Origin of the sequence: Sandarakinorhabdus sp. (assembly GCF_040398665.1) — a bacterium.
Taxonomy (GTDB): domain Bacteria; phylum Pseudomonadota; class Alphaproteobacteria; order Sphingomonadales; family Sphingomonadaceae; genus Sandarakinorhabdus.
On the sequence record NZ_JBBATQ010000003.1, the window covers coordinates 64773 to 89684 of the forward strand.

The 24912-nt window shown below is 66.1% G+C and carries 18 protein-coding genes; 9 read left to right on the plus strand and 9 right to left on the minus strand.

Going from position 1 to position 24912, the window contains the following annotated elements; translation table 11 throughout:
* Window positions 1-75: 75 nt before the first annotated feature.
* From ABWP22_RS05385 to ABWP22_RS05395, 3 genes are all read left to right on the plus strand, one after another.
* Complete coding sequence (locus ABWP22_RS05385) at window positions 76-2898, plus strand: TonB-dependent receptor plug domain-containing protein (RefSeq protein WP_353198935.1); 2823 nt, start codon at window positions 76-78, stop codon at window positions 2896-2898.
* A gap of 90 nt (window positions 2899-2988) precedes the next feature.
* Window positions 2989-3675 (plus strand): hypothetical protein, encoded by a 687-nt coding sequence (locus ABWP22_RS05390; RefSeq protein ID WP_353198936.1) that lies wholly within the window; start codon window positions 2989-2991, stop codon window positions 3673-3675.
* On the plus strand, window positions 3672-4952 hold the full coding sequence (locus ABWP22_RS05395) for an MFS transporter (RefSeq protein ID WP_353198937.1): 1281 nt from the start codon (window positions 3672-3674) through the stop codon (window positions 4950-4952). The genes ABWP22_RS05390 and ABWP22_RS05395 overlap by 4 nt, the downstream gene beginning before the upstream one ends.
* Window positions 4953-5132: 180 nt before the next feature.
* Here the strand turns inward: ABWP22_RS05395 and ABWP22_RS05400 are convergent, their stop codons facing one another.
* Both ABWP22_RS05400 and ABWP22_RS05405 read right to left on the minus strand, forming a co-directional pair.
* Window positions 5133-5939, minus strand: a complete 807-nt coding sequence (locus tag ABWP22_RS05400; protein WP_353198938.1) for a 3-keto-disaccharide hydrolase — start codon at window positions 5937-5939, stop codon at window positions 5133-5135.
* Complete coding sequence (locus ABWP22_RS05405) at window positions 5930-6937, minus strand: VOC family protein (protein ID WP_353198939.1); 1008 nt, start codon at window positions 6935-6937, stop codon at window positions 5930-5932. Before ABWP22_RS05405 ends, ABWP22_RS05400 begins: the two co-directional genes overlap by 10 nt.
* 155 nt (window positions 6938-7092) lie before the next feature.
* Here ABWP22_RS05405 and ABWP22_RS05410 point away from each other — a divergent pair, with 155 nt between their 5' ends.
* The 6 genes from ABWP22_RS05410 (at window position 7093) to ABWP22_RS05435 (ending at window position 15292) form a co-directional block, all read left to right on the plus strand.
* Entirely contained in the window at window positions 7093-9294 is a 2202-nt protein-coding gene (locus ABWP22_RS05410; RefSeq protein ID WP_353198940.1) for a S8 family serine peptidase, read from the plus strand.
* 85 nt (window positions 9295-9379) lie between these two features.
* The gene (gene pyrG, locus ABWP22_RS05415) at window positions 9380-11008 is read left to right on the plus strand and encodes a CTP synthase (RefSeq protein WP_353198941.1); all 1629 of its coding nucleotides are present in this window, start codon (window positions 9380-9382) and stop codon (window positions 11006-11008) included.
* Between the two features lie 45 nt (window positions 11009-11053).
* Window positions 11054-11275: a BrnT family toxin gene (locus ABWP22_RS05420; protein ID WP_353198942.1), complete on the plus strand. Its 222-nt coding sequence runs from the start codon at window positions 11054-11056 to the stop codon at window positions 11273-11275.
* 56 nt (window positions 11276-11331) lie between these two features.
* Window positions 11332-11589: a CopG family antitoxin gene (locus ABWP22_RS05425; RefSeq protein WP_353198943.1), complete on the plus strand. Its 258-nt coding sequence runs from the start codon at window positions 11332-11334 to the stop codon at window positions 11587-11589.
* A 69-nt stretch (window positions 11590-11658) separates the two neighbouring features.
* On the plus strand, window positions 11659-12375 hold the full coding sequence (locus tag ABWP22_RS05430) for a type I pantothenate kinase (protein ID WP_353198944.1): 717 nt from the start codon (window positions 11659-11661) through the stop codon (window positions 12373-12375).
* A 97-nt stretch (window positions 12376-12472) separates the two neighbouring features.
* Window positions 12473-15292, plus strand: a complete 2820-nt coding sequence (locus tag ABWP22_RS05435) for a TonB-dependent receptor domain-containing protein (protein WP_353198945.1) — start codon at window positions 12473-12475, stop codon at window positions 15290-15292.
* Between the two features lie 181 nt (window positions 15293-15473).
* Here the strand turns inward: ABWP22_RS05435 and ABWP22_RS05440 are convergent, their stop codons facing one another.
* The 7 genes from ABWP22_RS05440 to ABWP22_RS05470 all read right to left on the minus strand — a co-directional run bounded on the left by ABWP22_RS05440 (window position 15474) and on the right by ABWP22_RS05470 (window position 24910).
* Entirely contained in the window at window positions 15474-16079 is a 606-nt protein-coding gene (locus ABWP22_RS05440; protein WP_353198946.1) for a glutathione S-transferase family protein, read from the minus strand.
* A 71-nt stretch (window positions 16080-16150) separates the two neighbouring features.
* Entirely contained in the window at window positions 16151-16900 is a 750-nt protein-coding gene (locus ABWP22_RS05445) for a hypothetical protein (RefSeq protein ID WP_353198947.1), read from the minus strand.
* Complete coding sequence (locus ABWP22_RS05450) at window positions 16897-17877, minus strand: sterol desaturase family protein (RefSeq protein WP_353198948.1); 981 nt, start codon at window positions 17875-17877, stop codon at window positions 16897-16899. The genes ABWP22_RS05445 and ABWP22_RS05450 overlap by 4 nt, the downstream gene beginning before the upstream one ends.
* 123 nt (window positions 17878-18000) lie before the next feature.
* Window positions 18001-18915 (minus strand): Vgb family protein, encoded by a 915-nt coding sequence (locus ABWP22_RS05455; RefSeq protein ID WP_353198949.1) that lies wholly within the window; start codon window positions 18913-18915, stop codon window positions 18001-18003.
* Between the two features lie 9 nt (window positions 18916-18924).
* Entirely contained in the window at window positions 18925-20688 is a 1764-nt protein-coding gene (gene atzF / locus ABWP22_RS05460; protein ID WP_353198950.1) for an allophanate hydrolase, read from the minus strand.
* Window positions 20685-24278, minus strand: a complete 3594-nt coding sequence (uca, locus tag ABWP22_RS05465; RefSeq protein ID WP_353198951.1) for an urea carboxylase — start codon at window positions 24276-24278, stop codon at window positions 20685-20687. The genes atzF and uca overlap by 4 nt, the downstream gene beginning before the upstream one ends.
* Complete coding sequence (locus ABWP22_RS05470; RefSeq protein WP_353198952.1) at window positions 24275-24910, minus strand: urea amidolyase associated protein UAAP2; 636 nt, start codon at window positions 24908-24910, stop codon at window positions 24275-24277. Before ABWP22_RS05470 ends, uca begins: the two co-directional genes overlap by 4 nt.
* Window positions 24911-24912: the final 2 nt, after the last annotated feature.

Below are 24912 nucleotides of genomic sequence, written 5' to 3' on the forward strand. Positions count from 1 at the left end.
TTGGCAATGGATTTGACGGCATCAGGTGCGCACAGACGCGTCGAAGCAATCGGACTATCAATGGGGAGGGGTCTCATGACACAGGCACAACATTCACGTTTGATCACCTATCTGGCAGCGACGGTGTTCACCTTGTCGCTCAGCGGGCTGGCCCATGCCCAGCAGGCGGCGCCGGCCCCTGCACCGGCAGCTGACGATGAAAACGCCGAGGCCGAGATCATCGTCACCGGCACGGCCATCCGCGGCGTCGCGCCGGTCGGCTCCGCCACGGTCAACATCAGCCGCGACACCATCCTGCAAAGCGGCTTGCGCGATTCCAGCGCGCTGATCGCGCAACTGCCGCAGGGCTCCTCGCTGGGTACCACGCTGGGCAACAGCGGCGGCCGTTCGGCCGGCGTCAACCTGCGCGGCCTTGGCAACAATGCCACGCTGCTGCTGTTCGACAGCCACCGCACCGTCACGCAGGGCGTGCAGAATCTGGTGCCCGATCCCAACACCATCCCGTTCGGCGCCATCGAGCGCGTCGAAGTCGTCACCGACGGCGCCTCGGCCATCTATGGTTCCGACGCGGTCGCCGGCGTGGTCAATTACATCTTCCGTCGCCCCTTCGACGGGGCGGAGGTGACGGCGCGCTACACCACCAGCATTTATGATCAGGCTGCGGTCGATGCCGTGCTGTCGCGCAAATGGAATGGTGGCGGCGTGCTGCTTGCCTTCGGTTATGAAGGCAACAGCCGCATCACCCAGGGCAGCATCCCGTCACTGCGGGCCGATCTGCGCGCTTTCGGCGGCAACGACAGCCGCTTGCAGGGCACCGTCTTCAACGCGGTCGGTCAGAACGGCGCACTGCTGCAGGGCAACACCGTCTATGGCCTGCCGAGCAATCTGAATGGCCGCACGCCGACAACGGCCGAAGTTCAGGCGCTGCGCGGCAACCCCTCGCTGGTCGATTCGTCGGATTTCCAGGATTATTACACCGCCCGCACCCGGTATTCGGTGATGGCACGGGTGATGCAGGATCTGGGTGATCTGGGCGATGTGTCGCTGACCGCGATGTTCAACCGCCGCACCAACGCGGCCCGCGGCCAGGGCGACGGTGCCTTCCAGTCGATCGCGATCGCCATCCCCAGCACCAGCCCCTATTTCGTGCCTGGCCTGGGCAGCGGCAGCCAGTCGATCGTCTACAACTTCCGGCTCAACAATCCGGATCGCGCGCTCAACCGCAATGATTATGAAAACACCCACAACGTGCTGTTCGATTACAAGGTCGGCCTGTTCAGCAATTTCCGGCTGACCGTGGGGGCCGGCTGGGGCGTGTCGCAGGGCTGCGCGGTGTGCCAGCCGCAGGCCAACACCATCCTGACCAGCTTCATCGCGCGGCCGGAAAACGCCGCGCAGTTCAACCCCTATGTGCAGGGCCCGCAGCCTTCGGCGGAAAAGATCTTCGGCATCTTCGTGCAGCGCGTGCGCAACGAGATGATCGACTTCCTGCCCAAGATCGATGGCACATTGTTCAATCTGCCGGGCGGCGCCGTGCGCATCGCCGTCGGCGGCGAATGGACCAAGAGCTATTACAAGCAGCAATCCGATTATTCGCTGAACCCGACCACCACGCAGGTGATCTTCCGCTTCGCCAACAGCAACCGCACCGTCAGCTCGGCGTTCGGCGAAGTGTTCGTGCCGATCTTCGGCGACGACAACGCGACGACCCTGTTCCGCAAGCTCGATCTGTCGGCCGCCATCCGGCACGATCGCTATTCGGACTTCGGCAGCACCACCAATCCCAAGTTCGGCCTGACCTGGAAGCCGATCGATGATCTGCAATTGCGCGGTTCCTATGGCACCTCGTTCCGCGCCCCGACCCTGGCGGAAACCAACTTCAACGTGGTGGGCGCGGCCAACCGCACGTTCCTCACCAACAATCTGGGCAATCCGCAGATCCCGATCAGCAACGCGTCGAACGGCACCTCGCTGTTCCTGGTCTCCACCTTCCGCTTCGCCCAGTTGCGCCCTGAAACCGCCGACATCTTTTCGTTGGGCGCCGATTATTCGCCGTCCTACATTCCGGGGCTGAAGCTGGGCACCACCTATTACAACGTCGTCTATCGTGATCGTATCTCGGCCTTGCCGGCGACCAACTCGGCGCTGACCAGCGCGGCCAATTTCGCGCTGTACCAGCCGTTCATCACGCTGGCGCCGCAACCCAATACCTGCGTGAACGGCTCGGTGAACGGCAATCCGGGTGCGCCGGAATATAATAGCTACAACCCGGCCTATCTCAAGTTCCTGAACGCACCGGGCAGCTACCCTCCGACCACGGCCAATGATTGCCAGTTGGTCGGCATCCTGAATGCCGCCACCAGCAACCTTGGCCAGGTCAAGCAGAGCGGCATCGACTTCAATGCCAGCTATGTCGCCGATACCGGCATCGGCACCATCAACCTGAACGGTGCCTTCACCAAGATCCTGAAGCTGCAGCGCAACCTGCTGCCGGGCGCGCCGATCTTTGATGCGCTCAACCGGATCGGCGAGCAGATCGGCAACCGTGGCCGTTTTGCGGCCGGGCTGACGAATGGCGGCTTCTCCGGGCTGATCGCCGCCAACTATATCGGTGGCTATCTGAACAATCTGCGGCCGACGGTGGCCGGTGTTCGCCTGCCCGACGACAATGTGCCGTCGTGGACGACCGTCGATCTGACGCTCACCTATGCGTTCCAGAACAAGAGCGGCATGTTCGCCGGCACGCGCTTCACCATCAACGCCCAGAATGTCACCAACAAGCAGCCGCCGCTGGTGTTGAGCACCCAGAACACGGGCGGCGTGCCGACGGCGACTGATCTCAACGTTCACAATGTGTTCGGGCGGATCGTGACGTTCGAAATCTCGAAAGCCTTCTGATACCAGGCGTTTCAATACGGGGGGCGGGGGCAGGCTGCTCCCGCCCCACCACAGTTTCGTGGCGCAGCCTTGCAGCAGACGGGAACCAGCATGGCGCTCAAGGGTACGGCGTTCGTCATCATGTGGCACGACATCGCCGCAGAGGCCGACGCCGAATACAACCGCTGGCACACGCGGCAGCATATGCCGGAGCGGCTGGATCATCCCGGCTTCCTGCGCTCGCGCCGCGGCATCAATCGCGGGCTCGAACGCCAGGTCTATTTCACCTGTTATGAAGGCGAGACGCCGGACAGCTTTGTCTCGCCCGAATATCAGCGCAGCCTGAACAACCCGACCGATTGGACGCGGGCGGTGGCGCCTTCGTTCCGCAACTTCCTGCGCATGGCCTGCACCGTGCTCCATACCGGCGGCCGCGGGGTCGGCGGCGGGCTGGTCACGTCGCGCTTCACCCTGCCGGCCGGGCGGAGCGAAGCCGATGCGGTGGCGTGTCTTGGGCCGGTGATCGCCGCGCTGGAACAGCATGATCTGATCAGCGCCGTGCATCTGGCCGGGGCGCGTCCCGGCGTGTCGGGCGGCGCCACATCGGAAACCGCGCTGCGGCCGCCGATGCACGAAGCGCCGTTCGATCTGGTGCTGTTTGCCGAAACCATCGGCCTGCCCGAAGCGGAAGCCGCCGCTGCGGCCATCGCCGCCGCCATCGCCGCTGCGGGGTTCGCCGATCAGATCGTGCAGCCTTATGCGGTGGCCTACACGCTCGAACGCAGGGATTCACGGTGACTGCCCAACGCCCGACCCGCGCCCGCCATGCCATGCTGGCGCTGATCGCCATTGCCACCGCGCTGAACTATCTCGATCGCACCTTGCTTGGGGTCGCCGCGCCGGCGATGAGCAAGGAACTGGACATCGGCCCGGAATTGATGGGCGTGGTGTTCGCGGCCTTTTCCTGGAGCTATGCCATCGCCCAGGTGCCCGGCGGCGTCTTTCTCGACCGCTTCGGCACGCGCATCACCTATGCCGTCGCGCTTGTTGGCTGGTCGGCCTTCACGGTCATGCAGGGTTTCGTGCGTTCCAGCGCCGTGTTGATCATGGTGCGGTTGGGGCTGGGCGTTGCGGAAGCGCCGTGTTTCCCGGCGAACAGCCGGGTGCTGATCGCCTGGTTCCCGCGCGCCGAACGCGCGCGGGCCAACTCCATCTATTCGGTGGGCATGTATTTCGGGATCGGATTTTGCAGTCCCTTGCTGTTCTGGATCGCCACCAATTGGGGCTGGCGGTCGCTGTTCTGGATTGTCGGCGGCATCGGCATCCTGTTCGGGCTGGTCTGGTATCGGCTGTACCGCGATCCATCCGAACACAAGTGGGTGAACGAGGCCGAACTGGCGTTGATCCGCGCTGATGGCGGCGTGACCGCCAAGGCCGAACCGCGCGCTTTCCGCTGGAGCGATGTGACCTATCTGGCCCGGCAGCGCAGCCTGATCGGCGCCTCCATCGGCCAATTTGCCACCAACAGCACCTTGGTGTTCTTCCTCACCTGGTTCCCGACCTATCTGGCCACCGAACGCCAGATGGATTGGATGAAGGCGGGCGTATATGCCATGCTGCCGTTCATCGCAGCGTCGGTGGGCGTGCTGGTCGGCGGGCAGTTATCGGATCGCGTGCTGCGTGCCGGGCGCAGCCTGACCTTCGCCCGCAAGCTGCCAGTGGTCACTGGGCTGCTGCTCTCCACCGTCATCACCTCGGCAATCTGGCTGGAAAGCGATGCGGCGGTGATCGCGGTGATGTCGATCGCCTTCTTTGGCCAGGGCATGTCCAACCTGGGCTGGACGCTGATTTCCGAGCTGGCGCCGGCCAAGCTGGCGGGGCTGACAGGTGGCCTGTTCAACCTGTGCACCAATCTGGCCGGCATCATCACCCCGATCGTCATCGGGGTGACGGTGGGGCAGACCGGCTCCTTCTATCTGGGCCTCGCCTATGTCGGCGCGATGGCGATGCTGGGCGTGTTGTCCTATGTGTTCGTGGTCAACCGCGCCGAGCGCTTGCCTGATCCGGCCGACTGACCCTCAAACTCAACTCCCTCCCCCTTGCGGGGAGGGCGACTCGGCGCCAGCCGAGCGGGGTGGGGGTGCCCGCATGTGGCCTTATGAGGAACCCCCACCCCGGGCCTCGCCTTCGGCTCGTCTCTCGCCCTCCCCGCAAGGGGGAGGGAGTTGAACGCCTCAGCTCAAGAGCAATCCATTCTAGGGCCGAACCTTCAACCACAGGCCCCGATACGAAACCTTGCGCGCACCACTGCCTTCCAACTGGATGGCGAGCCGGCCGCTGGCCATGAAGCGCTGCGGATCATCATCGGTCACCACCGACATCAGCCGGCCGTTGAGATAATAGAGCATGGTGTGGCCGCGCGCGACGATGTGGAGCTGGTTCCAGTCCCCGACCTTGATGCTGCGTTCCAGTTCGGCGCGGGTCGCAATCGCCCCCATGATCGTCCCGCCGGCCGCGCTGCCGGCGACGTGCAGCGCCAGCCCCATGCCGGCGCGATATTGGCGCGGGCTGGGGCCGCGGCGCGGGCCGGCGCAGCATTCGATCAGCGCACCGGTCTGGCTGTTGGCAAAATCGAAATCCGCCTGGTAGCCAAAGCTTTCCCATTCCGAATTCGGCTTTTCGGTCTTGCCCAGCATTTGCGCGCGGAACTGGACGCCGCTGTTGGCCTTCTCGCCTTCCAGCTTGATTTCGGTCTTGAACTCGAAATCGGCCAACGTGCCCTTCCAGAACAGATAGACCGGCGCGTTGCTGCTGCCGTCGCTGGCCGACACGATCGCACCATCGCTCACGCGCCAGGCGTCCATCTGGCCTTCCCAGCCGGCCAGCGTGCGGCCGTCGAACATCGGCTGCCAGCCCTCATGTGCTGCAAAATCATAGGCGGCCGGCTCCACATAACGTGGCGGGCGCGCCCTGGCCGTGGCTGGGGCCGGGTCGGGCGCCGGCTGGGCAGCGGCTGCGCTGGCCAGGGCACCAAAGGCAAGCAGGATGCGGCTCATGGCCATGGATAGACTCCGCGGGTGGTGGCGAGGATCGGCGGCGCCGGTGGCCCCGGCGGCATAACGGAAAAGGCCGGGATGTCGGCCGGCACCGTGTCGCGGCTCATCAGTTCCACCCGCGATCCATCGCCATCGAACAGGTGGATCAGCCAGTGGCGATTGTTGCCCACCGCGGTGCGCAGCCGCATGTCGTCAAACCCGCCGCGCCGTTTCAGCGTTTCGCGCGCGGCATGCATGTCATCGATTTCCAGCGCGAAATGATAGACCGCGCCGTACACTTCGCGGGTATATTGCGGCTGCGTCGCCGGGTTCTCCGGGTCGAGCGGCGGATTCTTGGTTTCCAGATTGCGGTCGCTTGCCGGGGTTTCGATATAATCACCGCGCGGGCCGGGCAGCAGACGTCCCCAGCCCAAGCTGCGGAAAAACGCCTTGGTCGGCTCGTCGCGCACCATGGTGCCGGCGTGCAGCAGGCGCGTCGAGACGCGGTTTGTGCCGAGCAGCTTGCCCATGAGCCGGCTCTGCCGTGAGCCTTTGGCATATTCCATGAAATCCAGCGGTGTGCCGTTCGGCGCCACGATCCGGAACATCGGATTGCCATCGGCGCCGGTCGTGATCGCGCCGGGCACCAACCCTTGTCCCACATAGATATCGCGCAGCTTGCGCACGTCAGACGCCTGCACCACCAGCCGCGCCTGACGGATCAGCTCCACCTTGGCCACCGGCAGCAGCTCGATATATTGATCGTCGTTGACCTTGAAATAGACCGAACGGATCGCGCCGGCCTTGTCCTTCAAGGTGAAGGCCTCGGCAAAGCCCAGCACATCCCCATAGAAGGCCCGCGCCTTGGCAAGATCGCTCACCGTGACGCTTACCTGGGCCAGGCCCAGGATCGGCAGGTCCTTGATCTCCACCGGCGGCGGTGGCGGGGCTGCCTGCGCCCGCAACGGCGCGTGTGCCACCAGCCCCAATGCGATCCCCGCTGCCATCAACAATCTGGCCCGCATCCTGATCCTCCCCCTCGGCGTGTCGGTATGTACGAACCAGACCGTAACAAAGCATAGACCGCAACCGGCAGCGATCAAAGCCTCTGTTGGCCTGCGCCATCCAAATGCCTGTGCCGGCAATTGCCAGCGTCGTTCGGCTGACGCATGCTGCGGCCATGGCGGGTCGGCGTTTCGGAACAGGAATGGGCGAGGCCAGTGCGCTGGCCTTGCTGCTTGCAGGCTGCAGCGGCGGCGGCAGTGCCCCGACGATTCCGGCACCACCCGTGGTGACACCGGCGCCCACCCCCACCCCGACCCCCACACCCCCACCGACCACCAGCAGCTTCAACACCGCCGAATATCGCCGTTCCAACGGCGCAGTGGGTGTGCAGGCGCTTGCCGCCTATGATCGCGGCGCTTCGGGGCAGGGCGTGACGCTGGCGGTGATCGATTCGGGCGTGAACCCGGCGCTCGGCGAGTTTGCCGACCGCATTTCGGCCGCCAGCCGCGATGTGGCGTCCAGCCGGGTGCTGTCCGATGAACGCGGCCATGGCACATCGGTGGCCGGCGCTGCTGTCGCGGCGCGCAACGGCAGCGGCATCCATGGGATCGCCCCGCTGGCAACGCTGCTGGCCCTGCGCGCCGACACGCCGGGCAGTTGCAACGATGAAGGCTGCACCTACGCCAGTTCGGCCATTGCCGCCGGGCTGGATGCCGCGATCGCTGGCGGTGCGCGGGTGGTCAACGTGTCCTTGGGCGGCACCACCACCACCTCGGGGCTGCGCGCGGCGGCCGGGCGGGTCAGCAGTGCCGGCATCGTGCTGGTGCTGTCGGCCGGCAACGAAAGCCTGCCCACGCCGGAAGGGTTTGCCAACCAATTGACCGCCGTGGGCCAAACCACCACGCTGGTGGTGGGCGCCATCACCGAGGCCGGCGAGATCGCCGATTTTTCCAATCGCGCCGGGGTGTTGATCAGCAATTATCTGGTGGCACCCGGCGTGTCGGTGCGCAGCTTCAATCAGGATGGCACGGCGTTTCTGTACAGCGGCACGTCGATCGCAGCGCCGGTGGTGAGTGGTTCGGTGGCGTTGCTGGCGCAGGCCTTCCCGGCTCTGACCGGCGCGCAGATTGTCGAGATCCTGCTGCGCACCGCCGATGATCTGGGCGCGCCGGGGCCCGATGCCATCTATGGCCAGGGCCGATTGAACCTGGCCCGCGCCTTTGCGCCCGTGGCCGGGCTGACCTCGGCCAGCGGCACGCCGGTCACGCTGGGCGGCATCCTGGGCGGCCCCCTGGGCGATGGCGGCGCGCTGCGCAGCGCGCTGGCGATGGTGCCGGCGCGTGATGGCTATGCGCGGCCGTTCACGGTCGATCTGGGGCAGGGGCTGGCCAATGCCGCCCCCGGCCGTCTGGCGGCACGGCTGTTTGCGCAAGCAGCGCTGAGCGCCGTCACGCAGGAGGGCGGCACTGTGGCGGCGTTCCGGCTGAACGGCGATCCCCGCAACCTGTGGCTTGGTGATCGTGCCACCATGGCGGCACTGGCGCCGGGCGCCGCGCCGCAAGCCAGCCCGGCCGGGCATGTGCGGCTTGCGCTGAACACGGGCCAGGTGATTGCCGCCGGCCATGGCGAGGCAGCGACCAGCCTGATGCAACTGGCCGACAGCAGTGCCGCGTCGCCCGATCTGATCACCGCCGACGCGGCGCTGCCCATCGGCAGCCGCCCGCTGGGCGCGGCCGCGCTGGCGCAGCCGATCGGCGCCTTCACCCTTGCGGCTGGTTTCGGGCAGGCGGTGCTGCCGATGACGCGCGGCGAATCGGCAGCGCGCCAGTCCACCGCGCTGCTGCGGCTGTCGCGGCGCTGGCCCGGCCTGGAACTGGCCGGCCTGCTGCGGATGGATGATGAAACCGGCAGCCTGGCCGGCACGCGGTTGTCGGGCGGCTTCGGCCTGGCCGGCGGCAGCACGCTCAGCCTTGGCGTGGCGGCGCGGCTGGCGGTGGGGCGCTGGGCGCTGGCAGGCGATTGGCGCCGCGCGCGCAGCCGGCTGGCGCTCAATCCCGGCCTGATCGCGGCGGCCGGCACGCTGGCCGGTGATGCCGCCAGCCTGTCGCTCAGCCGCGCAGGCCGGGCCGGCGATGTGCTCAGCCTGGCGGTCGTGCGCCCGCTGGCGCTGGCGGGGCCGCTGTGGCTGGCCGGCGGCCGTGGCCCGGTGCAACTGGGGCCAACGCAACGCGAGACCGCGCTGGAAGCCCTCTATGCCCGGGTGCTGCCCGGCGGCGGCCAGGTGCAGTTCAGCCTGTTCCACCGCGACCATCCGGGCCATATTGCGGCATCAGCGCCGGATCAGGGCGCGGCGCTGCGCCTGCTGTGGGGTTGGTAGGTGCAACTCATCCACAGGCAATATCGGCTATGGTCAACGCGGGGGCTGGCGCTCACCCTGTGAATCGGCTTAACGCTTCTCTCCCATGACGCGGTATATTTTCATCACCGGCGGCGTGGTCTCCTCGCTCGGTAAAGGCCTTATGGGCGCTTCCTTGGCAGCGCTGCTGCAGGCGCGCGGATTCCGGGTGCGCATTCGGAAATTCGATCCCTATCTGAATGTCGATCCCGGCACGATGAGCCCCTATCAGCACGGCGAAGTGTTCGTGACCGACGATGGTGCGGAAACCGATCTCGATCTTGGCCATTATGAACGCTTCACCGGCGTCCCATCGCTGAAGACCGACAATATCACCTCGGGCCGCATCTATCAGGACATCATCGCCCGCGAACGCCGCGGCGAATTTCTGGGCGGCACCGTGCAGGTGATCCCGCATGTGACCGATGCCATCAAGGAATTTGCCGGCGCGAAGACCGATGATCTGGATTTCATGATCTGCGAAATCGGCGGCACCGTCGGCGATATCGAAGGCCTGCCGTTCCTGGAAGCAATCCGCCAGATGTCGGCCGATCATGGGCGCAGCAATGTCTGCTATATCCACGTCACGCTGGTGCCGTTCATCGCTGCCGCTGGAGAGCTGAAAACCAAGCCCACCCAGCACAGCGTGGCCGAATTGCGCGGCATCGGCATCCAGCCCGACGTGCTGGTGTGCCGATCCGAATATCCACTGCCCGAAAGCGATCGCGCCAAGATCGCGCTGTTCTGCAATGTCCGCAAGGAAGCGGTGATCTCCGCGCTCGATGCCGCGTCCATCTATGAAGTGCCGCTGCAATATCATGCCGAAGGGCTGGACGATGAAGTGCTGCGGGCCTTTGGCGTGCATGATGCGCCGCCCCCCGTTCTGACCCGCTGGCAGGATATTTCGGCGCGTATCCAGAGCCCGGAAGGCGAAGTCACCATCGGCGTGGTCGGCAAATATACCGGCATGAAAGACGCCTATAAATCGCTGACCGAAGCGCTGGTGCACGGCGGACTGGCCAACCGCGTGAAGGTCAACATCAAGTGGCTGGATGCCGAAGAGTTCGAGACCGAGGATGTCGCGGCGCGGCTGGAGCCGATGCACGGCATATTGGTGCCGGGCGGCTTTGGCGAGCGCGGCAGCGAGGGCAAGATCGCCAGCGTGCGCTTTGCCCGTGAACGCGGCGTGCCGTTTTTCGGCATCTGCCTCGGCATGCAGATGGCCTGCATCGAAGCGGCGCGCAACGAAGCCGGCATCGATGCCGCATCGACCACCGAATTCGGGCCGACCGACGCGCCCATTGTGGGCCTGATCACCGAATGGATGAGCGCGGCCGGCCTGCAGACGCGCGCCGAAGGCGGCGATCTGGGCGGCACCATGCGCCTGGGCGCCTATCCGGCCACCTTGGCGCACAACAGCGTGGTCGCCAGCGTCTATGGCGCGACCGACATCGCCGAGCGCCACCGCCACCGTTATGAGGTGAACGTCGCCTATCGCCCGCAACTGGAAGCTGCCGGCCTGATCTTTTCCGGCATGTCGCCCGACGGCCTGTTGCCCGAAGTGGTCGAACGGCCGGACCATCCCTGGTTCATCGGCGTGCAGTTCCACCCGGAACTGAAATCCAAGCCCTTCGATCCACATCCGCTGTTCGCCGGCTTCATCAAGGCGGCGATGGCGCAGAGCCGGCTGGTGTGACCCGTATTGACGTTTGTATAGACAAGGTGTGATAACGCGTTGCCGATGCTGGGTGTTGGCGGTTTTGACTGGGATCCGGGCAATCGGGACAAGTGCCTGAAACATGGCGTTTCAGTCGATGAGATTGAAGCGGTGTTTCGCCACCGGCACCATGTGTTCCCCGATCCTGCCCATTCCACGGGCGAAACCAGGCTGCTGGCAATCGGCATCGGTGGTTCGGGCCGACATGTGTTCGTGGCGTTCACCATGCGCCAAAGGGGGGCATGATCGGCTGATCCGCCCGATCAGTGCCCGGTACATGCATGCAAAGGAAATCGCCCATTATGAGCAAGCCATTGCCCGCGCTGGCCAGTGATGCCGAAGCCGAAGCCTTTGTCGAAACGGCGGATCTGACCGCCTACGACCTGTCCGCCATGGTGCCGCACAGCTTTGAATTCGCGCCCAAAACCGCTCAGGTCAACATGCGGTTTCCCGAACCGCTGCTCGCCGCCGTCAAGGCCCAGGCGGCCGTGCTCGGCATGTCGTATCAGCGTTTCGTTCGGCACACGCTGGAAGCGGCGCTCCACAAGGCGGAGCGTTGATCGGAATCGCTGCTGCCTCTTGCTCCTGTGCACTTGCCGCCCGCGGCTTCTCCCGCCACAGTTGACGGCATGACACCGATCACCCCCGCCGATCTTGCGCTGCGCATTGCGGCGCGGCGGCGGCTGGGCGAAACCTTGGTGGTGGGCGTCACCGGATCGGTGGCCGTGGGCAAGACGACATTGGCCCGACAGATTGCCGACGCCTTGGGGCCGGGCGTGGACATTGTCTCCACCGATGGCTTCCTGAAGCCCAATGTCGTGCTGGAGGCGCAGGGCCTGATGATGCGCAAGGGCTTTCCCGAAAGCTATGACGCGCCGGCGCTGGCGGCGGCGATTGCCGGCCTGAAAACCGGCCCGGTAACTGTGCCGGCCTATAGCCACGCCAGCTATGATGTCGATCCGGCCGCTGCTCGCACCATCGGCGGTGCTGATATCGTGCTGGTCGAAGGGCTGGGCCTGGCGCCGGGTGCCGACGGCCAGCGTCCGCCGGTCGATCTGCTGGTCTATATCGACGCGGAGGAGGCCGACATCATCGCCTGGTTCCTCGCGCGGTTCATGGCGCTGTGGCAGGCGGCTGCCGATGATCCCACCAGCTTTTACGCGCGCTTCCGCCACATGAGCGAGGAAGAAGCGCGGGCCTTTGCCCTCAATGTGTGGGCCGGCATCAACCGGCCCAACTGGCAGGATCATATCGCCCGCGGCCTGCCGGTGGCCGATCTGGTGGTGAAGAAATTGGCCGATCACGCGCTTGTGCTGGCGCGGGGGATCGACGCGCCCCGGCCGTAGTCATTGCCGCACGGGTTTGCCAAAGCTGCTTGAGCGGTTACGGGCTCCGGCCACCAGATTTCGGGCCTGTCCTTGGCCCAGCACAGGAACCGCCCGCTTGACCGATGTCCTTTCCCGTTTCGCCCTGTTGTTGGCGACTGCGCCAGCGGCGCTTGCCTCTGCCCAAACCGCGCCGACGCAGGTGGCGCAGGCCGTGCCGGAGGATGACGAGCAGATCATAGTGTCCACCGCGCGCCTGCCCGGTCAGGTGGTGGGCGACATCAAGCCGGAGGTCAGCTTTGGCGCCCAGGAGCTGCGCGCCATTGGTGCCGGATCGATCACCGAACTGCTGGGCGAACTGGCGCCGCAGACCCGATCCGGCCGCGGCCGTGGCGGCGGGCCGCCGGCGGTGCTGATCAATGGCAAGCGCGTGTCGGGCTTTGCCGAAATCCGCAACATCCCGCCCGAAGCCATCCTGCGCGTCGATGTGCTGCCCGAGGAAGTCAGCCTGAAATATGGCTTCCGCGCTGATCAGCGGGTGATCAACTTCGTGCTGCGCCCGCGCTTTTCGGCATGGACCGGCGAGCTCGACATCGGCGGGCCGACCGACGGCGGGCGTTTTTCGACCGAGCTTGAAGTCAATCTGCTCAAGCTGAACAACGGCACCCGCACCAGCATCGAAGGCGAAGTGCAGATCGATACGATGGTGACGGAAGCCGAACGCCGCATCACCACCCCGGCATCCAGCCGGCCGTTTGCCATCGGCGGCAACGTGAGTGCGATCCTGCCCGGCGCCACGGTCGATGCGGCGCTGCCCGGCCGCAGCGTGCTGGGCGTGCCGGCCGGCGTTGCCCGGCCGACAATTGCGCAATTCGGTGCGGCGCCAGTGAACAGCACCGATCTGCGGCCGTTCCGCACCCTGCTGCCCGATACGCGCACCACCAGCCTGAACGGCACCGTGTCCGGATCGCTGGGCGCGGCCAATGCCACGCTGACTGGCGGCGTTGAACGCACCGTGACGCAAAGCCTGGCCGGCCTGCCGTCGTCCAGCCTGACCGTGCCGGCCGGCAATCCGTTTTCGCCGTTCAGCCAGGCCGTGCTGGTCAACACCCAGGCCCCCGATCCGCTGCGCCGCGAAGGCGAAAATTGGTCGACCCGGCTGGGCACGGTGTTCGATGGCAATATCGGCAAATGGCGCTGGAACATCACCGGCAACTGGAACCATGCCGAAAGCCGCAGCCGCATCGATCGCGGCATCGATACCAGCGCCGCGCAGGCACAGATTTTGGCCGGCAGTGCCAGCCTGTCGCCCTTTGGCGAATCTGTGCTGGCCGGCGCGCTGCTCACCGACACGGCGAGCAGCATCAGCAACAATGCCAGCGTTGATCTGCTGTTGAACGGCCGCGCCTTCGGCGTGCCGGCGGGCGATGTCGGCGTGTCGTTGAAGGGGCAGGTGCAGCATCTGGCGCTCGATACGCGATCGCTGCGCGCGGGCCTGGCCAGCAATGCCGATCTGGCGCGCACCCAGGGCAATTTTCAGGCCAATGTCGATCTGCCGATCGCGTCGGCGCGTGACAACGTGCTGTCCGCGCTCGGCAAGTTGACGCTCAACGGCAATATCGCGCTCGACAGCTTGTCGGATTTCGGCACGCTGATCACCTGGGGCGCCGGCATGAACTGGGAGCCGAAGAGCGGCTGGGCGGTGATCGCCAGCTTCACCCGCGAACAGGGGCCGCCGACCATCGGCCAATTGGGTGATCCCACCATCATCACGCCCAACGTGCGGGTGTTCGATTTTCTGCGCGGCGAAACCGTGGACATCAGCCGGCTGGATGGCGGCAATGCCGCCCTGCGCAACGACACGCGCCGGGTGTGGAAACTGGGCCTGAACCTGAAGCCGTGGGAAGCCACCGACCTGGTGTTCAACGCCAATTTCATCGACACGCGCATCGATGATCCGATCGCAGCCTTCCCCACCGCCACTGCCGAACTGGAAGCAGCGTTCCCGAACCGCTTCACGCGCGACCCCGGTGGGCGTTTGCTGCAGATCGACAACCGGCCGGTGAACTTCGCCTATTCGCAGCGTACCGAACTGCGCTGGGGCTTCACGTTGACCCAGGCGCTGAAGCCCAGCCCTGCCGAGCGCGCCGCCGCGGACAAGCGCATCGCCGAAACCCGCGCCAAGGCCGCCGAGGCCATCCGTGCCGGCCAGCCGTTGCCGCCTGAAATCCGCGCGCTGGCCCGCAATCCCTTCGGCTTCACGCCGGGGCAGCGCCCGCCGGGTGCGCCAGCGGCGGCTGGAGCGCCCGCAGCCGCGCCTGCCGTGCCGGGAACTGCGCCTGCTGCGCCGCCGACGGGTGGCCCGCCCCGCGCCGGGCAACCGGGCGGTGGCGGTGGTCGCGGCTTTGGCGGCGGCGGTGGCCCGCCGCGCGGCTTCCTTGATGGCCGCCTGCAACTGGCCTTGTTCCACACCGTCACCTTCCGCAACGAGATCGGCATTCGCCCCGGCGTGCCGGTGCTCGATCTGCTGAATGGTTCGGCGGTGGGGTCGTCGGGCGGCGCGCCGCGCCATCAGGTGGAAATGCGGCTGGGCGCCGGCCGGCGCGGGCTGGGCGCGCGGCTTTCGGTGAACTGGCAGTCGGCCACATCGGTGCTGGTCGATCCCACTGGCGCCACCCAATCACCGGACGATCTGTATTTTTCGGGCCGCACCACGGCCAATCTGCGGATGTTCGTCGATCTGGGCCAGCGACCGGAGATCGTGACGAAGATCCCGTTCCTGCGCGGCAGCCGCATCAGCCTGAATTTCGACAATCTGCTGAACGATCGCATCAATGTGCGCAACCGGCTGGGCGCAGAACCGCTGGGCTTCCAGCGCGACCAGCTTGATCCGCTCGGCCGCACCGTGTCGCTCTCGCTGCGCAAGCTGTTTTTCTAGGCTTGCGCCCAGCTCCCTCCCCCTTGAGGGGAAGGCGACTCGGCGCCAGCCGAGCGGGGTGGGGGTGGTCGCTTGTTGTAACCGAAGGGTGGACCCCCACCCCGGGCCTCGCCTGCGGCTCGTCTCTCGCCCTCCCTTGAAGGGCGGGAGCAAAGAGGCCTCGTTCCGGGTGCAATCGCCTCTAAGCGCGCAGCCGTGCCGTGCAGCGCTGGTGCCAATCGCGCAAGCTTGCAGCCTCGTCGGGCATGGCGAGGCCGATCCAGCCGGCGAAATCCACCAGCGTCAGCAGGGTGATGTCGGCCAGGGTGAAGCGATCGCCCACCAGCCATGGCCGATCCGCCAGTTGCGTATCGAACCAGCCCATCATAGCCAGCGCTTGCGGCTTGGCAGCTTCGCCCATGGCCGGGATCTGGTTGACGATGCGCGCGGTATAGGGGTGGCCGTGCTGCCAGAACAGGCTGACCGGCGTGCCCAGCGCCGTTTCGACGCGGCGGATCCACATGTCGGTTTCGGCGCGCTCGAACGCTGTGCTGCCCAGCAAGGGCGGTTCGGGGTGCAGTTCGTCGAGATAGCGGCAGATGCTGATGGTTTCGGCGAGGACGCGGCCATCATCCAGTTCCAGGAACGGCACCTGGCCGCGCGGGTTCAGGGCCAGCACCTCGTCGGATTTGTGCTCGCGCGCCATCAGGCTGACCATCCGTTCGGGGATGGTGAGGCCCTTGGCGGCGAGGAACAGCCGCACGCGGCGCGGATTGGGCGCCGGATCCGGCGCAGACCATAGCAGCATCGTGATAATCCTCCCGAGGCCAAGCATGGCGCGGCTTGCCGGCAAAGGCCAGCGCGTTGTTGGCAAACGCCTTATTCGCCGAACAACGCCTTGCGGAACAGCTTCTTCGCCAGCCAGGCTTCGAGGATGCGGCCGATCAGATAGAGCGCTGCAAAGATGCCGACAAACACATAGGCCGGCTTGGCCGAGGGCGGTTCCTTGTCCTTTTCGGCCTTGTCGGCGGCCATCTGCTTGCGGGTTTTCGGCGCCGGCGCGCCCAGCGCCGCATCGATCGGATTGAGCACCAGTTCCTTCTTCGCGGGCTTCTTGGTCTCAACGGCCTTGGCGTTTCCCGTCTTGGCGTCCTTGGCCTCCTTGGCCTTTTCGGCCTTCTCCTCTGCTGCGGCCTCAGCCCGTTCGCGCTTTTCCGTATAAAGCATCACCTGCGCAAAGCCGAGGAACAGCAAGGGCGCCACAAAGCAGGCGAGCAGGCTGCGGCTGACCAGATCAAAGCGCAGAACCGGTTGATCCGCATCCTGAACGATGCGCAGCACGCCGGAATCGAACACGGCCAACCTGTCTTGCGCGGCTGCGTCCCGCTTGATGAACACCAGCGCGTCGCCGGTGCGTTCGTGATGGGTGCCCGGCGTGCCGAGCAGTGGGGCGAGCCGGTCGAGGGCTTCGCCGGTCGACTGGCCGGGCGGCAGATCAAGCGTGCCACCCACGCGCCAGATCCAGCCGAAGGCGCGTTGCAGGATGCTGGCGTCATCCGCTGGCAGATGCAACTGTGTTTGCGGACGGGACGGCAGGGCGGATGGCGGCAGAGGTGCGGTGCCGGTCACTCGGCGGCCACCGCAACCGATGGGTTGAGCCGTTTCCTGAGGCTCTTCCAGGTTTCGGTGAAGGGATGCAGCATCTGCTCGCGGATCGACATGCGGCGGCCGCCTTCCAGGCCGAGCACTTCGGCTTCGCCATCCACGCAGGTGCCGAAGATGCGATCGATGAAGATATACATGCCGGCATAGTTGCTGCGCGTCGCTTCGAAATCCTGGCTGTGGTGCACGCTGTGGTGTTCGGTGGTGTTGAACAGGAAGCGCCACCACATCGGCGTGTTGAAGCGGACATTGAGGTGCATGTAGACCCCGATGGCCAGACGCAGCGCACCGGCCAGCAGGAAGGCCCGCGGCAGGAAATCGAACAGCCCGCCGATGCCCAGACCGATCAGGAACAGCTCGATCGGGTTGCCGACCGCGCCCTTGTTGAGGTTGAACTGGGTGATGTAATGATGGACCGAGTGGGTCAGCCACAAGGGATGCCAGTGGTGCATCGCGCGATGCATCCAATATTGGCCGAAATCGAAAATGAAGGTGATCAAGAAGGCCTGCAGCAGCAGCGGCAAAGCGATGAACCAGGCGAACTTGTCCCAATCAAAGGCATCCTGCACCACGCCGAGCATGGCCTCATCACCGATGAAGCCATCGACCACGCCCAGGATGGTGGCGCCCAGGCCGACGTAGAACAGATCGACCGCCACTTCCTTCCAGGTCATCTGCCAGCTGTCGTGGCGCGGAAAAAACCATTCGAGGGCAAACAGCAGGATGCGAAAGCCCAGCCCGATGCCGAAGGCAACCGATGCCTTGGCAATATCGTTGGGGGCATAATACCAGAAGGCCAGCAGACCGAACAACACCGCCGGCTGAAACCAGCTGAAGAACAGTCGCTTGAACGGGCCGCCTTCGACGCGGGGCACATTTTCCCAGCCGATCGTCACCGGTGCCTCGGCCCCGATCACCCTCTTGCCTACGCGGACGCCCGTCATCGTTTCCCCGCCATTCCCGATCTTACACCATCGGGTGTTGGAATTGTCCGGTGCTCAACATACGTCAATTCGCGTAACGGCGTCCACCTGGCGGGCGCGACCGCCCGGCGCTGCCGATCCTGTCTAATTTGCCGCAGCGCCCAGCGCCGGTTTGGGCCACCACGACAGCGATTTGACATCATGGGCGCTGGTCCACACGCCGCGTTTCGTGAAGCGCAGCGCGCCGCTGCCCACCGGTTTGCCGACGCGGGCGATGATCGCCAATGATTTCGCATCGATCACCGCATATTCCTGATCGTCGGTGGTGCGCAGCCAGACCTTGCCCGCGCCGGTATCGATGTCGCCATACTTCAGATTGGCACCCACCTTCACCCGGCCGCTGACGGTGTTGTTTCCGGGATCGATGCGCGCCAGCGTGCCATCGCCCTGTTCCTGCACCCACACCGCGCCTTCCCCGGCGGCGAGGAAGCCCGGCTGAGCCCCAAGCGGCGTGGTGGCCACCACGGTGTTGCTGGCGGGATCGATGCGCTGCAGCGTGCTTGTCGGGGCGCTCACCGCCCACAGCGCGCCCAGGCCGAAGGCCAGATAGGATGTGCCCTTGGCGGCCTTGATGCGCGCTATGATCGTGCCGGTCTTGGGATCGACGCGGGCGACTTCGCCGTCGGCAGCGCTGGCCACCCAGATCGATCCGGCGCCGGCCACGACATTCAATTCGCCGGATTTGTCGGCGATGCCGGTCGTCACCGTTTGGGTGATGGTCGCGGTTCTGGTGTCGATGCGGTTGATGGTGCCGTCCCTGCAATCGGCCACCCACACGCCGCCATCGAGGATGGCCATCGCACCGCACGGCCGCGCCATCTTCACCGCTGCGACCAGGCCGGTGCGGCGCCAATGCTCCACCCGGCCACGGTTGGTCATCCACACGGTCTGGCCATCGACGACCAGGAAATCGCCGAAATCCGGCACATTCTGCACCTGTGCCGGCTGGGCAAGGGCGGGCGTGGCGACCAGGGCAGCCAGCAAGGCGAGGCGCATCATGAGGCTCCTTCAGGCGCTGCGCTGGGCGATATAGGCGCGCCAGCCGCCGAGATGGGTGATGTCGGTGGCGCCGTTCAGCGCGCGCGGTTCGGCAACAAAACCCTTCACGCTGCTGCCGTCGGCCAGCGTGACCGTGCCGATGGCCAGCGGTGGCGGCACATCGACGACGAAGCTGCCGAATTCGGCGACGCCCAGTTCATACACCTCGATCTTGATCGCTGCGCCGCCCGGATCATACACCAGCGCCGGCTTGGGCGGCGTGCTGTCGGCCATGGCATGGAGGCGATAGCTGGGCGCGGTCTCAAACGCCCCGACAAACACGGCGTTGCGGGACGTCAATTGCCAGTGCAGCGGCATCCCCTCCAGATGGGCGCCGACAACGGCGAGCTTCACGGTCTGCATCTTGCCCTCCAGATCAAGTGGTGGTGGTGCGGGGTGGCCGGTTGCGTCGGCCCAGACAGCGGCAAGGCCAAGCAGCGCCCGATCGGTATCGGCCGGCGCGATGAAACTGATGCCAAAGCCGACGCCATTGGCCTTCACCCCGGCCGGCACCGCCACCGCCGCCATGTCGAGCAGGTTCACGAAATTCGTGTACAGGCCCAGATTGCTGTTCAGCCCCACCGGCGCGGCCAGCATTTCCGCGACGCGGTAACTGGTCGGCGTGGTCGGAAAGGCCAGCACATCGATATCGTGCCACAGCAGATCAGCTTGGCGCTTGATGGCGGCCAGCCGGTAGACGGCGTTCCACAGATCGACGGCGCTGTGCTGCCAGCCCTGTTCGACCACGGCGCGCACGGTGGGATCGATGGCATCCGGGTTGCTGGCGAGGATGCCAGCCATGGCGGCGGTGCGCTCGGCCACCCACGGTCCGCCATAGAGCAACTGCGCCGCCTCCAGCAGCGGCGCGATATCGATCTCCACCACATCGCCGAGCGTGGCGAGAGTCGCCAGCGCCTTTTCGTAAAGATATTCCGCCTCGATATCGCCAAACCAGTTGCGCTGATCGCGGCGCGGCACGCCAAAGCGCCGGGCGGCGAGCGCCCGATCCGCCAGCGGCTTGGAATAGGCGTCTGCCACATCAAAGCCGGCCAGTACCGCATCGACCAGCCCGGCATCGGCGGCATCGTTGGTGAAGGCGGTGATGCAGTCCAGCGTGCGGCAGGCGGGCACCAGGCCGGTGCCGCTCCAGCGCCCGCGGCTGGGTTTGAAGCCGATCAGATGCTGAAACGCCGCCGGCACCCGGCCGGAGCCGGCGGTATCGGTGCCCAGCGCGAACGGCACCAGCCCGGCGGCCACCGCCACCGAGGAACCGGAGGAGGAACCGCCGCTGACCCAGGCCAGATCATGGGCGTTGCGCGGGAGCCCATAGGGGCTGCGCGTGCCGTTGAGGCCGGTGGCGAATTGGTCGAGATTGGTCTTGCCCACGCAAATCGCGCCCGCTGCCTTCAGGCGCGCAATCACGGTCGCATCACTGGCCGGCTGATAGGCAAATTCCGGGCAAGCGGCGGTGGTGGCGAGGCCCGCCACGTCGATATTGTCCTTGGCGGCGAAGGGCACGCCGGCCAGTGGCAATACTTCGCCGGCGGCGATGCGCGCATCCACGGCACGCGCCTGCGCCAACAGATCGGCATCGGCGGCGCGGCTGATCCAGATCTGCGGCTGCACCGCATCATAGGCGGCGATGCGGGCCAGCGTTTCGGCCATCACGGCTTCAGCGCTGCTGCTGCCGCTCTGCACGGCGCTGGCCATGGCGGCGACGTGAATGCGGGTCATGATGCCCTCCGGATCGCCAGCATCGGCGCGCCGGGCTGCACCGGCCGGCCTTCGGCAAGATAAAGCGCCACCACCGTGCCGGCCATCGGGCTTTCGACGGGGCATTCGGTTTTCATGGCTTCGATGATGGCGATGGTGTCACCGGCGGCGACCGTATCGCCGGGGGCGACCAGCAATTTCCAGACGCTGCCGCCGAACGGCGATTCAATCAGGTCGCTGCCTTCAGGCACTTCGACCGCTGCCGCCGTCGGGGCGGCGGCGCCGTCATCGGCCACGCGATCGAATTCGCCCTTGCGCTGCCAATCGGCGCGCTCTTCGTCAAACGCGGCCTGGCGGGTGTGCTGGAACTCGGCAATGGCGCCCGCATTGTCGGCCAGGAACTGGCGATAATCGGCCAGGCGGAATTCCGACGGCTCGATGCGGATGGCGCGGCGGCCGCTGGGCACATCGCGCCGCCATTCCACCAGCTCTTCTGCACTCACCGGGAAGAAGCGGATCTGATCGAAGAAGCGCAGCAGCCACGGCTTGCCTTCGATGAACGCGTCGGTCTGCCGGTGCGTGTTCCACACCTGCACGGTGCGGCCGAACAATTGATATCCGCCCGGCCCTTCCATGCCATAGATGCACATATAGGCGCCGCCGATGCCGACGACATTGGGCGGGGTCCAGGTGCGGGCCGGGTTGTATTTGGTGGTGACCAGCCGGTGGCGCGGATCGACCGGCGTGGCAACCGGCGCGCCGAGATAGACGTCGCCCAGGCCCAGCACGAGATAACGGGCCTGCCAGATGATATTCTCCACGGCGGCCACATCGGGCAGGCCGTTGATGCGGCGGATGAATTCGATATTGTCCGGGCACCAGGGCGCATCATCGCGCACCGCGGACATGTATTTCTGGATGGTCTCCAGCGTTGCCGGATCGCGCCAGCTCAAGGGCAGATGCACGATGCGCGACGGGATGGTGAAATCCGCCAGTTCGCCCAGCCGCTCGTCCGCCGCCAGCAGCGCCGCCAGCGCGCCGGCCTGATCCAGCCGCTCGCCGTCGAAATGCAGTTGCAGGGATCGGATGCCCGGCACGATATCAACGACGCCGGGCAGGGCGCGGCGATCGAGTTCGGTGGCCAGCGCCGCCACCCGGATGCGCAATTCGATATCGAGCACGATCTCGCCATATTCGACGAGGATGTAGCGATCGCCCTGGGCGCGATAGACGGCGCGCGGCCGGGTAGCTGTGGCCGGGGTTTCGGCGAGGATCGGGGACAGCGCCGCGATCGGCCGCGCCGGGCCTTCGGTGGGTGCAGTGCCGTTGGCCAGCAGTGCCTTGGCCGCCGCATCGGCCGTCCGCGCGTCATCCTGCGTCACCGGCACGAAGCGCAGCGTATCGCCGGGCACCAACTGGCCGATTTTCCACAGATCGGCAGCGATCACCACGAACGGGCAGACGAAGCCGCCCAGCGAGGGGCCATCGGGGCCGAGGATGATCGGCATGTCGCCGGTGAAATCGACGGCGCCGATGGCATAGGGATTGTCGTGGATGTTGGATGGGTGCAGCCCGGCCTCGCCGCCATCGCGGCGCGCCCAGTGCGGTTTTGGCCCGATCAGGCGCACGCCGGTGCGGTTGCTGTTGTAATGCACCTGCCAATCGGCGGCGACGATGGTGGCGATATCGTCCGGGGTGAAGAATTCGGGCGCGCCGTGCGGGCCATAGATCACCCGCACATTCCACTGGCTGGGCAGCGCCGGCAAGGGCGCGGCCGGCAGCGCTTCGCCCACCGGTTCGTCGCCCAGGTGCAGCATGTCCCCCGCCAGCAGCCGGCGCGCACCGTGGCCGCCGAAGCCGCCGAGATCAAACGTCGCGCGGCTGCCGAGATAGGGCGCGATATCGAAGCCGCCGGCCACCAGCAGATAGGCGCGGATACCGCCCCCTTGCGCGCGGCCCATGGCCAATATTTGCCCCGCCGCCACGTCGATGGCTTGCCCACGCGCCACCGGCGCGCCATCCAGCGTCGCACCGAAATCGGCACCCATCAGGCAGATGCGCGTTGCGGCCGTGAAGGCCAGCTTCGGCCCGGTGACGGTGATCTCCAGCCCGGCGGTGCCCTCGGCATTGCCAAGCAGGCGATTGCCGAGCCGGAACGAGCGATCATCCATCGGCCCGGATGGCGGCACACCCACCGCCCAGTAATGCAACCGGCCCGGCCAATCCTGTACCGTGGTGGCGGTGCCGCCAGAGATCACCCTGATCCCGCGCGGCGCATAGGCGACATCGTTCAGCGCGCGGGTGGACACCGCGCCGCTGGTGAAGGCGGGCATGCGCACCACCTCGCGCAGCCAGCGCAGATTGGTTTCGATGCCATCGATGCGGGCCGCGTCCAGCGCGCGCGCCATCCCGGCCACCGCGGCGTCGCGGGTGGCCGCATGCACGATCAGCTTGGCCAGCATCGGATCGTAAAAGGCGCTGACCATGGTGCCGGCCATCACCCAGGTTTCGGTGCGGATATCGGCGGGGAATTCCACCGCAGTGAGGAGCCCGGTGGTCGGTCGATAGTCCAGCGCCGGATCTTCGGCATAAAGCCGCACCTGCACGGCGTGGCCATTCGGCTGCGGCGACGGCGCGTTCAGCATGGCAAAATCGCCGGCCGCAGCGCGGATCATCCATTCGACCAGATCGATGCCCATCACCGCTTCGGTCACGCCATGTTCGACCTGCAGCCGGGTGTTCACTTCCAGGAAATAGAAGTCGCGCGTGTCGGCATCATAGAGAAATTCCACCGTGCCGGCATTGCGATACCGCGCGGCTTCGCCCAGCCGCACTGCGGCGGCAAACAATTGCGTGCGCACGGCATCGGGCAAATTGGGGGCGGGCGCTTCCTCCACCACTTTCTGGTTGCGGCGCTGCAACGAACAATCGCGTTCGCCCAGCGCGACCACGCGGCCCTGTCCATCACCGAAGATCTGCACCTCGATATGGCGGGCGCGCGCAATATAGCGTTCCAGAAACACGCCGGCATCGCCGAAGTTGTTCTGCCCCAGCCGCGCCACCGCATCATACGCCTCGGTCAGCGCCGCGGCATCGGCACACACACGCATGCCGATGCCGCCGCCGCCCGCCGTGGCCTTCAGCATCACCGGATAACCGATTGCCGCTGCGGCAGTTTTGGCTTCGTCAAGATCGCGCAACAGCCCGCTGCCCGGCGCCAGCGGCACGTCGTTGGCTTCGGCGAGGGCGCGCGCACTGTGCTTCAGGCCAAAGCTGCGGATATTGTCCGGCGTCGGGCCGATGAAGATGATGCCGGCCGCCGCACACGCCTCCGCAAAATCGGCGTTCTCCGCCAGAAAGCCATAGCCGGGGTGGATGGCACCGGCCCCGGTGGCCTTGGCGGCGGCAATGATGGCGACGCCATCGAGATAGGTGTCGGCTGGCCGCTCCCCGGGCAAACGCACGGCCACGTTCGCGGCTGCGACATGGGCAGAGGCTTCGTCGGCATCGGAGAACACCGCGACCGAACGCAGGCCCATCGCGCCCACGGTGCGGATGATCCGCGTGGCGATGGCGCCGCGATTGGCGATCAGGATGGTATCGAATGTCATGCGCTGATGATCATGCGCACGGGCGTGGGATTGAAGGCGTTGCAGGGATTGTTGATCTGCGGGCAGTTGGACACCACCACGATCACATCCATCTCGGCGCGCAGATCCACCGTCAGGCCGGGAGCCGACAGGCCATCGACAATGCCCAGCGCACCATCGGCTTCGACGGGCACGTTCATGAAGAAATTGATGTTGGAAACAATGTCGCGCTTGCCGCGGCCCTGGCCCAGATTGGCCTCCAGGAAATTTTCCACACAGGCGTGCTGCGATTTGGTGTGATGGCCATAACGCAGCGTGTTGGATTCGCAACTGCAGGCGCCGCCGATCGTGTCGTGATAGGGGATGGCGCTGGCGATGATCGTCATCATCGGCCGGCCTTCATTCGACATCAGCCGCGTGCCGGTGCGCAGGAACAGATTGGCTTGGCACGCGACCGTATCCTGGGCGCTGTAACGCTCGGCATCATCGGCGGCGGCGTAGATCAGGAAATCCACCGCCTGATTGCCTTCCAGATCGACGATGCGCAGCGTCTGCCCGGCGGCGACGGGATGCAGCCAGGGCGCGCGCGCCGGCACGATGTCATCATGGACAATGGCGCCGGGCAGGCCGGCCAGATGCGGATCAAGGGGCATGG

What these genes read in the sequence shown, in the direction of transcription:
- ABWP22_RS05400 (WP_353198938.1), bottom strand. Translation starts at nt 5,939, where the DNA reads ATGGCCATGAGCCGCATCCTGCTTGCCTTTGGTGCCCTGGCCAGCGCA.
- ABWP22_RS05440 (WP_353198946.1), bottom strand. Translation starts at nt 16,079, where the DNA reads ATGCTGCTATGGTCTGCGCCGGATCCGGCGCCCAATCCGCGCCGCGTG.
- ABWP22_RS05410 (WP_353198940.1), top strand. Translation starts at nt 7,093, where the DNA reads ATGGCGGGTCGGCGTTTCGGAACAGGAATGGGCGAGGCCAGTGCGCTG.
- ABWP22_RS05450 (WP_353198948.1), bottom strand. Translation starts at nt 17,877, where the DNA reads ATGACGGGCGTCCGCGTAGGCAAGAGGGTGATCGGGGCCGAGGCACCG.
- ABWP22_RS05420 (WP_353198942.1), top strand. Translation starts at nt 11,054, where the DNA reads ATGCTGGGTGTTGGCGGTTTTGACTGGGATCCGGGCAATCGGGACAAG.
- ABWP22_RS05425 (WP_353198943.1), top strand. Translation starts at nt 11,332, where the DNA reads ATGAGCAAGCCATTGCCCGCGCTGGCCAGTGATGCCGAAGCCGAAGCC.
- ABWP22_RS05390 (WP_353198936.1), top strand. Translation starts at nt 2,989, where the DNA reads ATGGCGCTCAAGGGTACGGCGTTCGTCATCATGTGGCACGACATCGCC.
- pyrG (WP_353198941.1), top strand. Translation starts at nt 9,380, where the DNA reads ATGACGCGGTATATTTTCATCACCGGCGGCGTGGTCTCCTCGCTCGGT.
- atzF (WP_353198950.1), bottom strand. Translation starts at nt 20,688, where the DNA reads ATGACCCGCATTCACGTCGCCGCCATGGCCAGCGCCGTGCAGAGCGGC.
- ABWP22_RS05430 (WP_353198944.1), top strand. Translation starts at nt 11,659, where the DNA reads ATGACACCGATCACCCCCGCCGATCTTGCGCTGCGCATTGCGGCGCGG.
- ABWP22_RS05405 (WP_353198939.1), bottom strand. Translation starts at nt 6,937, where the DNA reads ATGCGGGCCAGATTGTTGATGGCAGCGGGGATCGCATTGGGGCTGGTG.
- ABWP22_RS05455 (WP_353198949.1), bottom strand. Translation starts at nt 18,915, where the DNA reads ATGATGCGCCTCGCCTTGCTGGCTGCCCTGGTCGCCACGCCCGCCCTT.
- ABWP22_RS05385 (WP_353198935.1), top strand. Translation starts at nt 76, where the DNA reads ATGACACAGGCACAACATTCACGTTTGATCACCTATCTGGCAGCGACG.
- uca (WP_353198951.1), bottom strand. Translation starts at nt 24,278, where the DNA reads ATGACATTCGATACCATCCTGATCGCCAATCGCGGCGCCATCGCCACG.
- ABWP22_RS05470 (WP_353198952.1), bottom strand. Translation starts at nt 24,910, where the DNA reads ATGCCCCTTGATCCGCATCTGGCCGGCCTGCCCGGCGCCATTGTCCAT.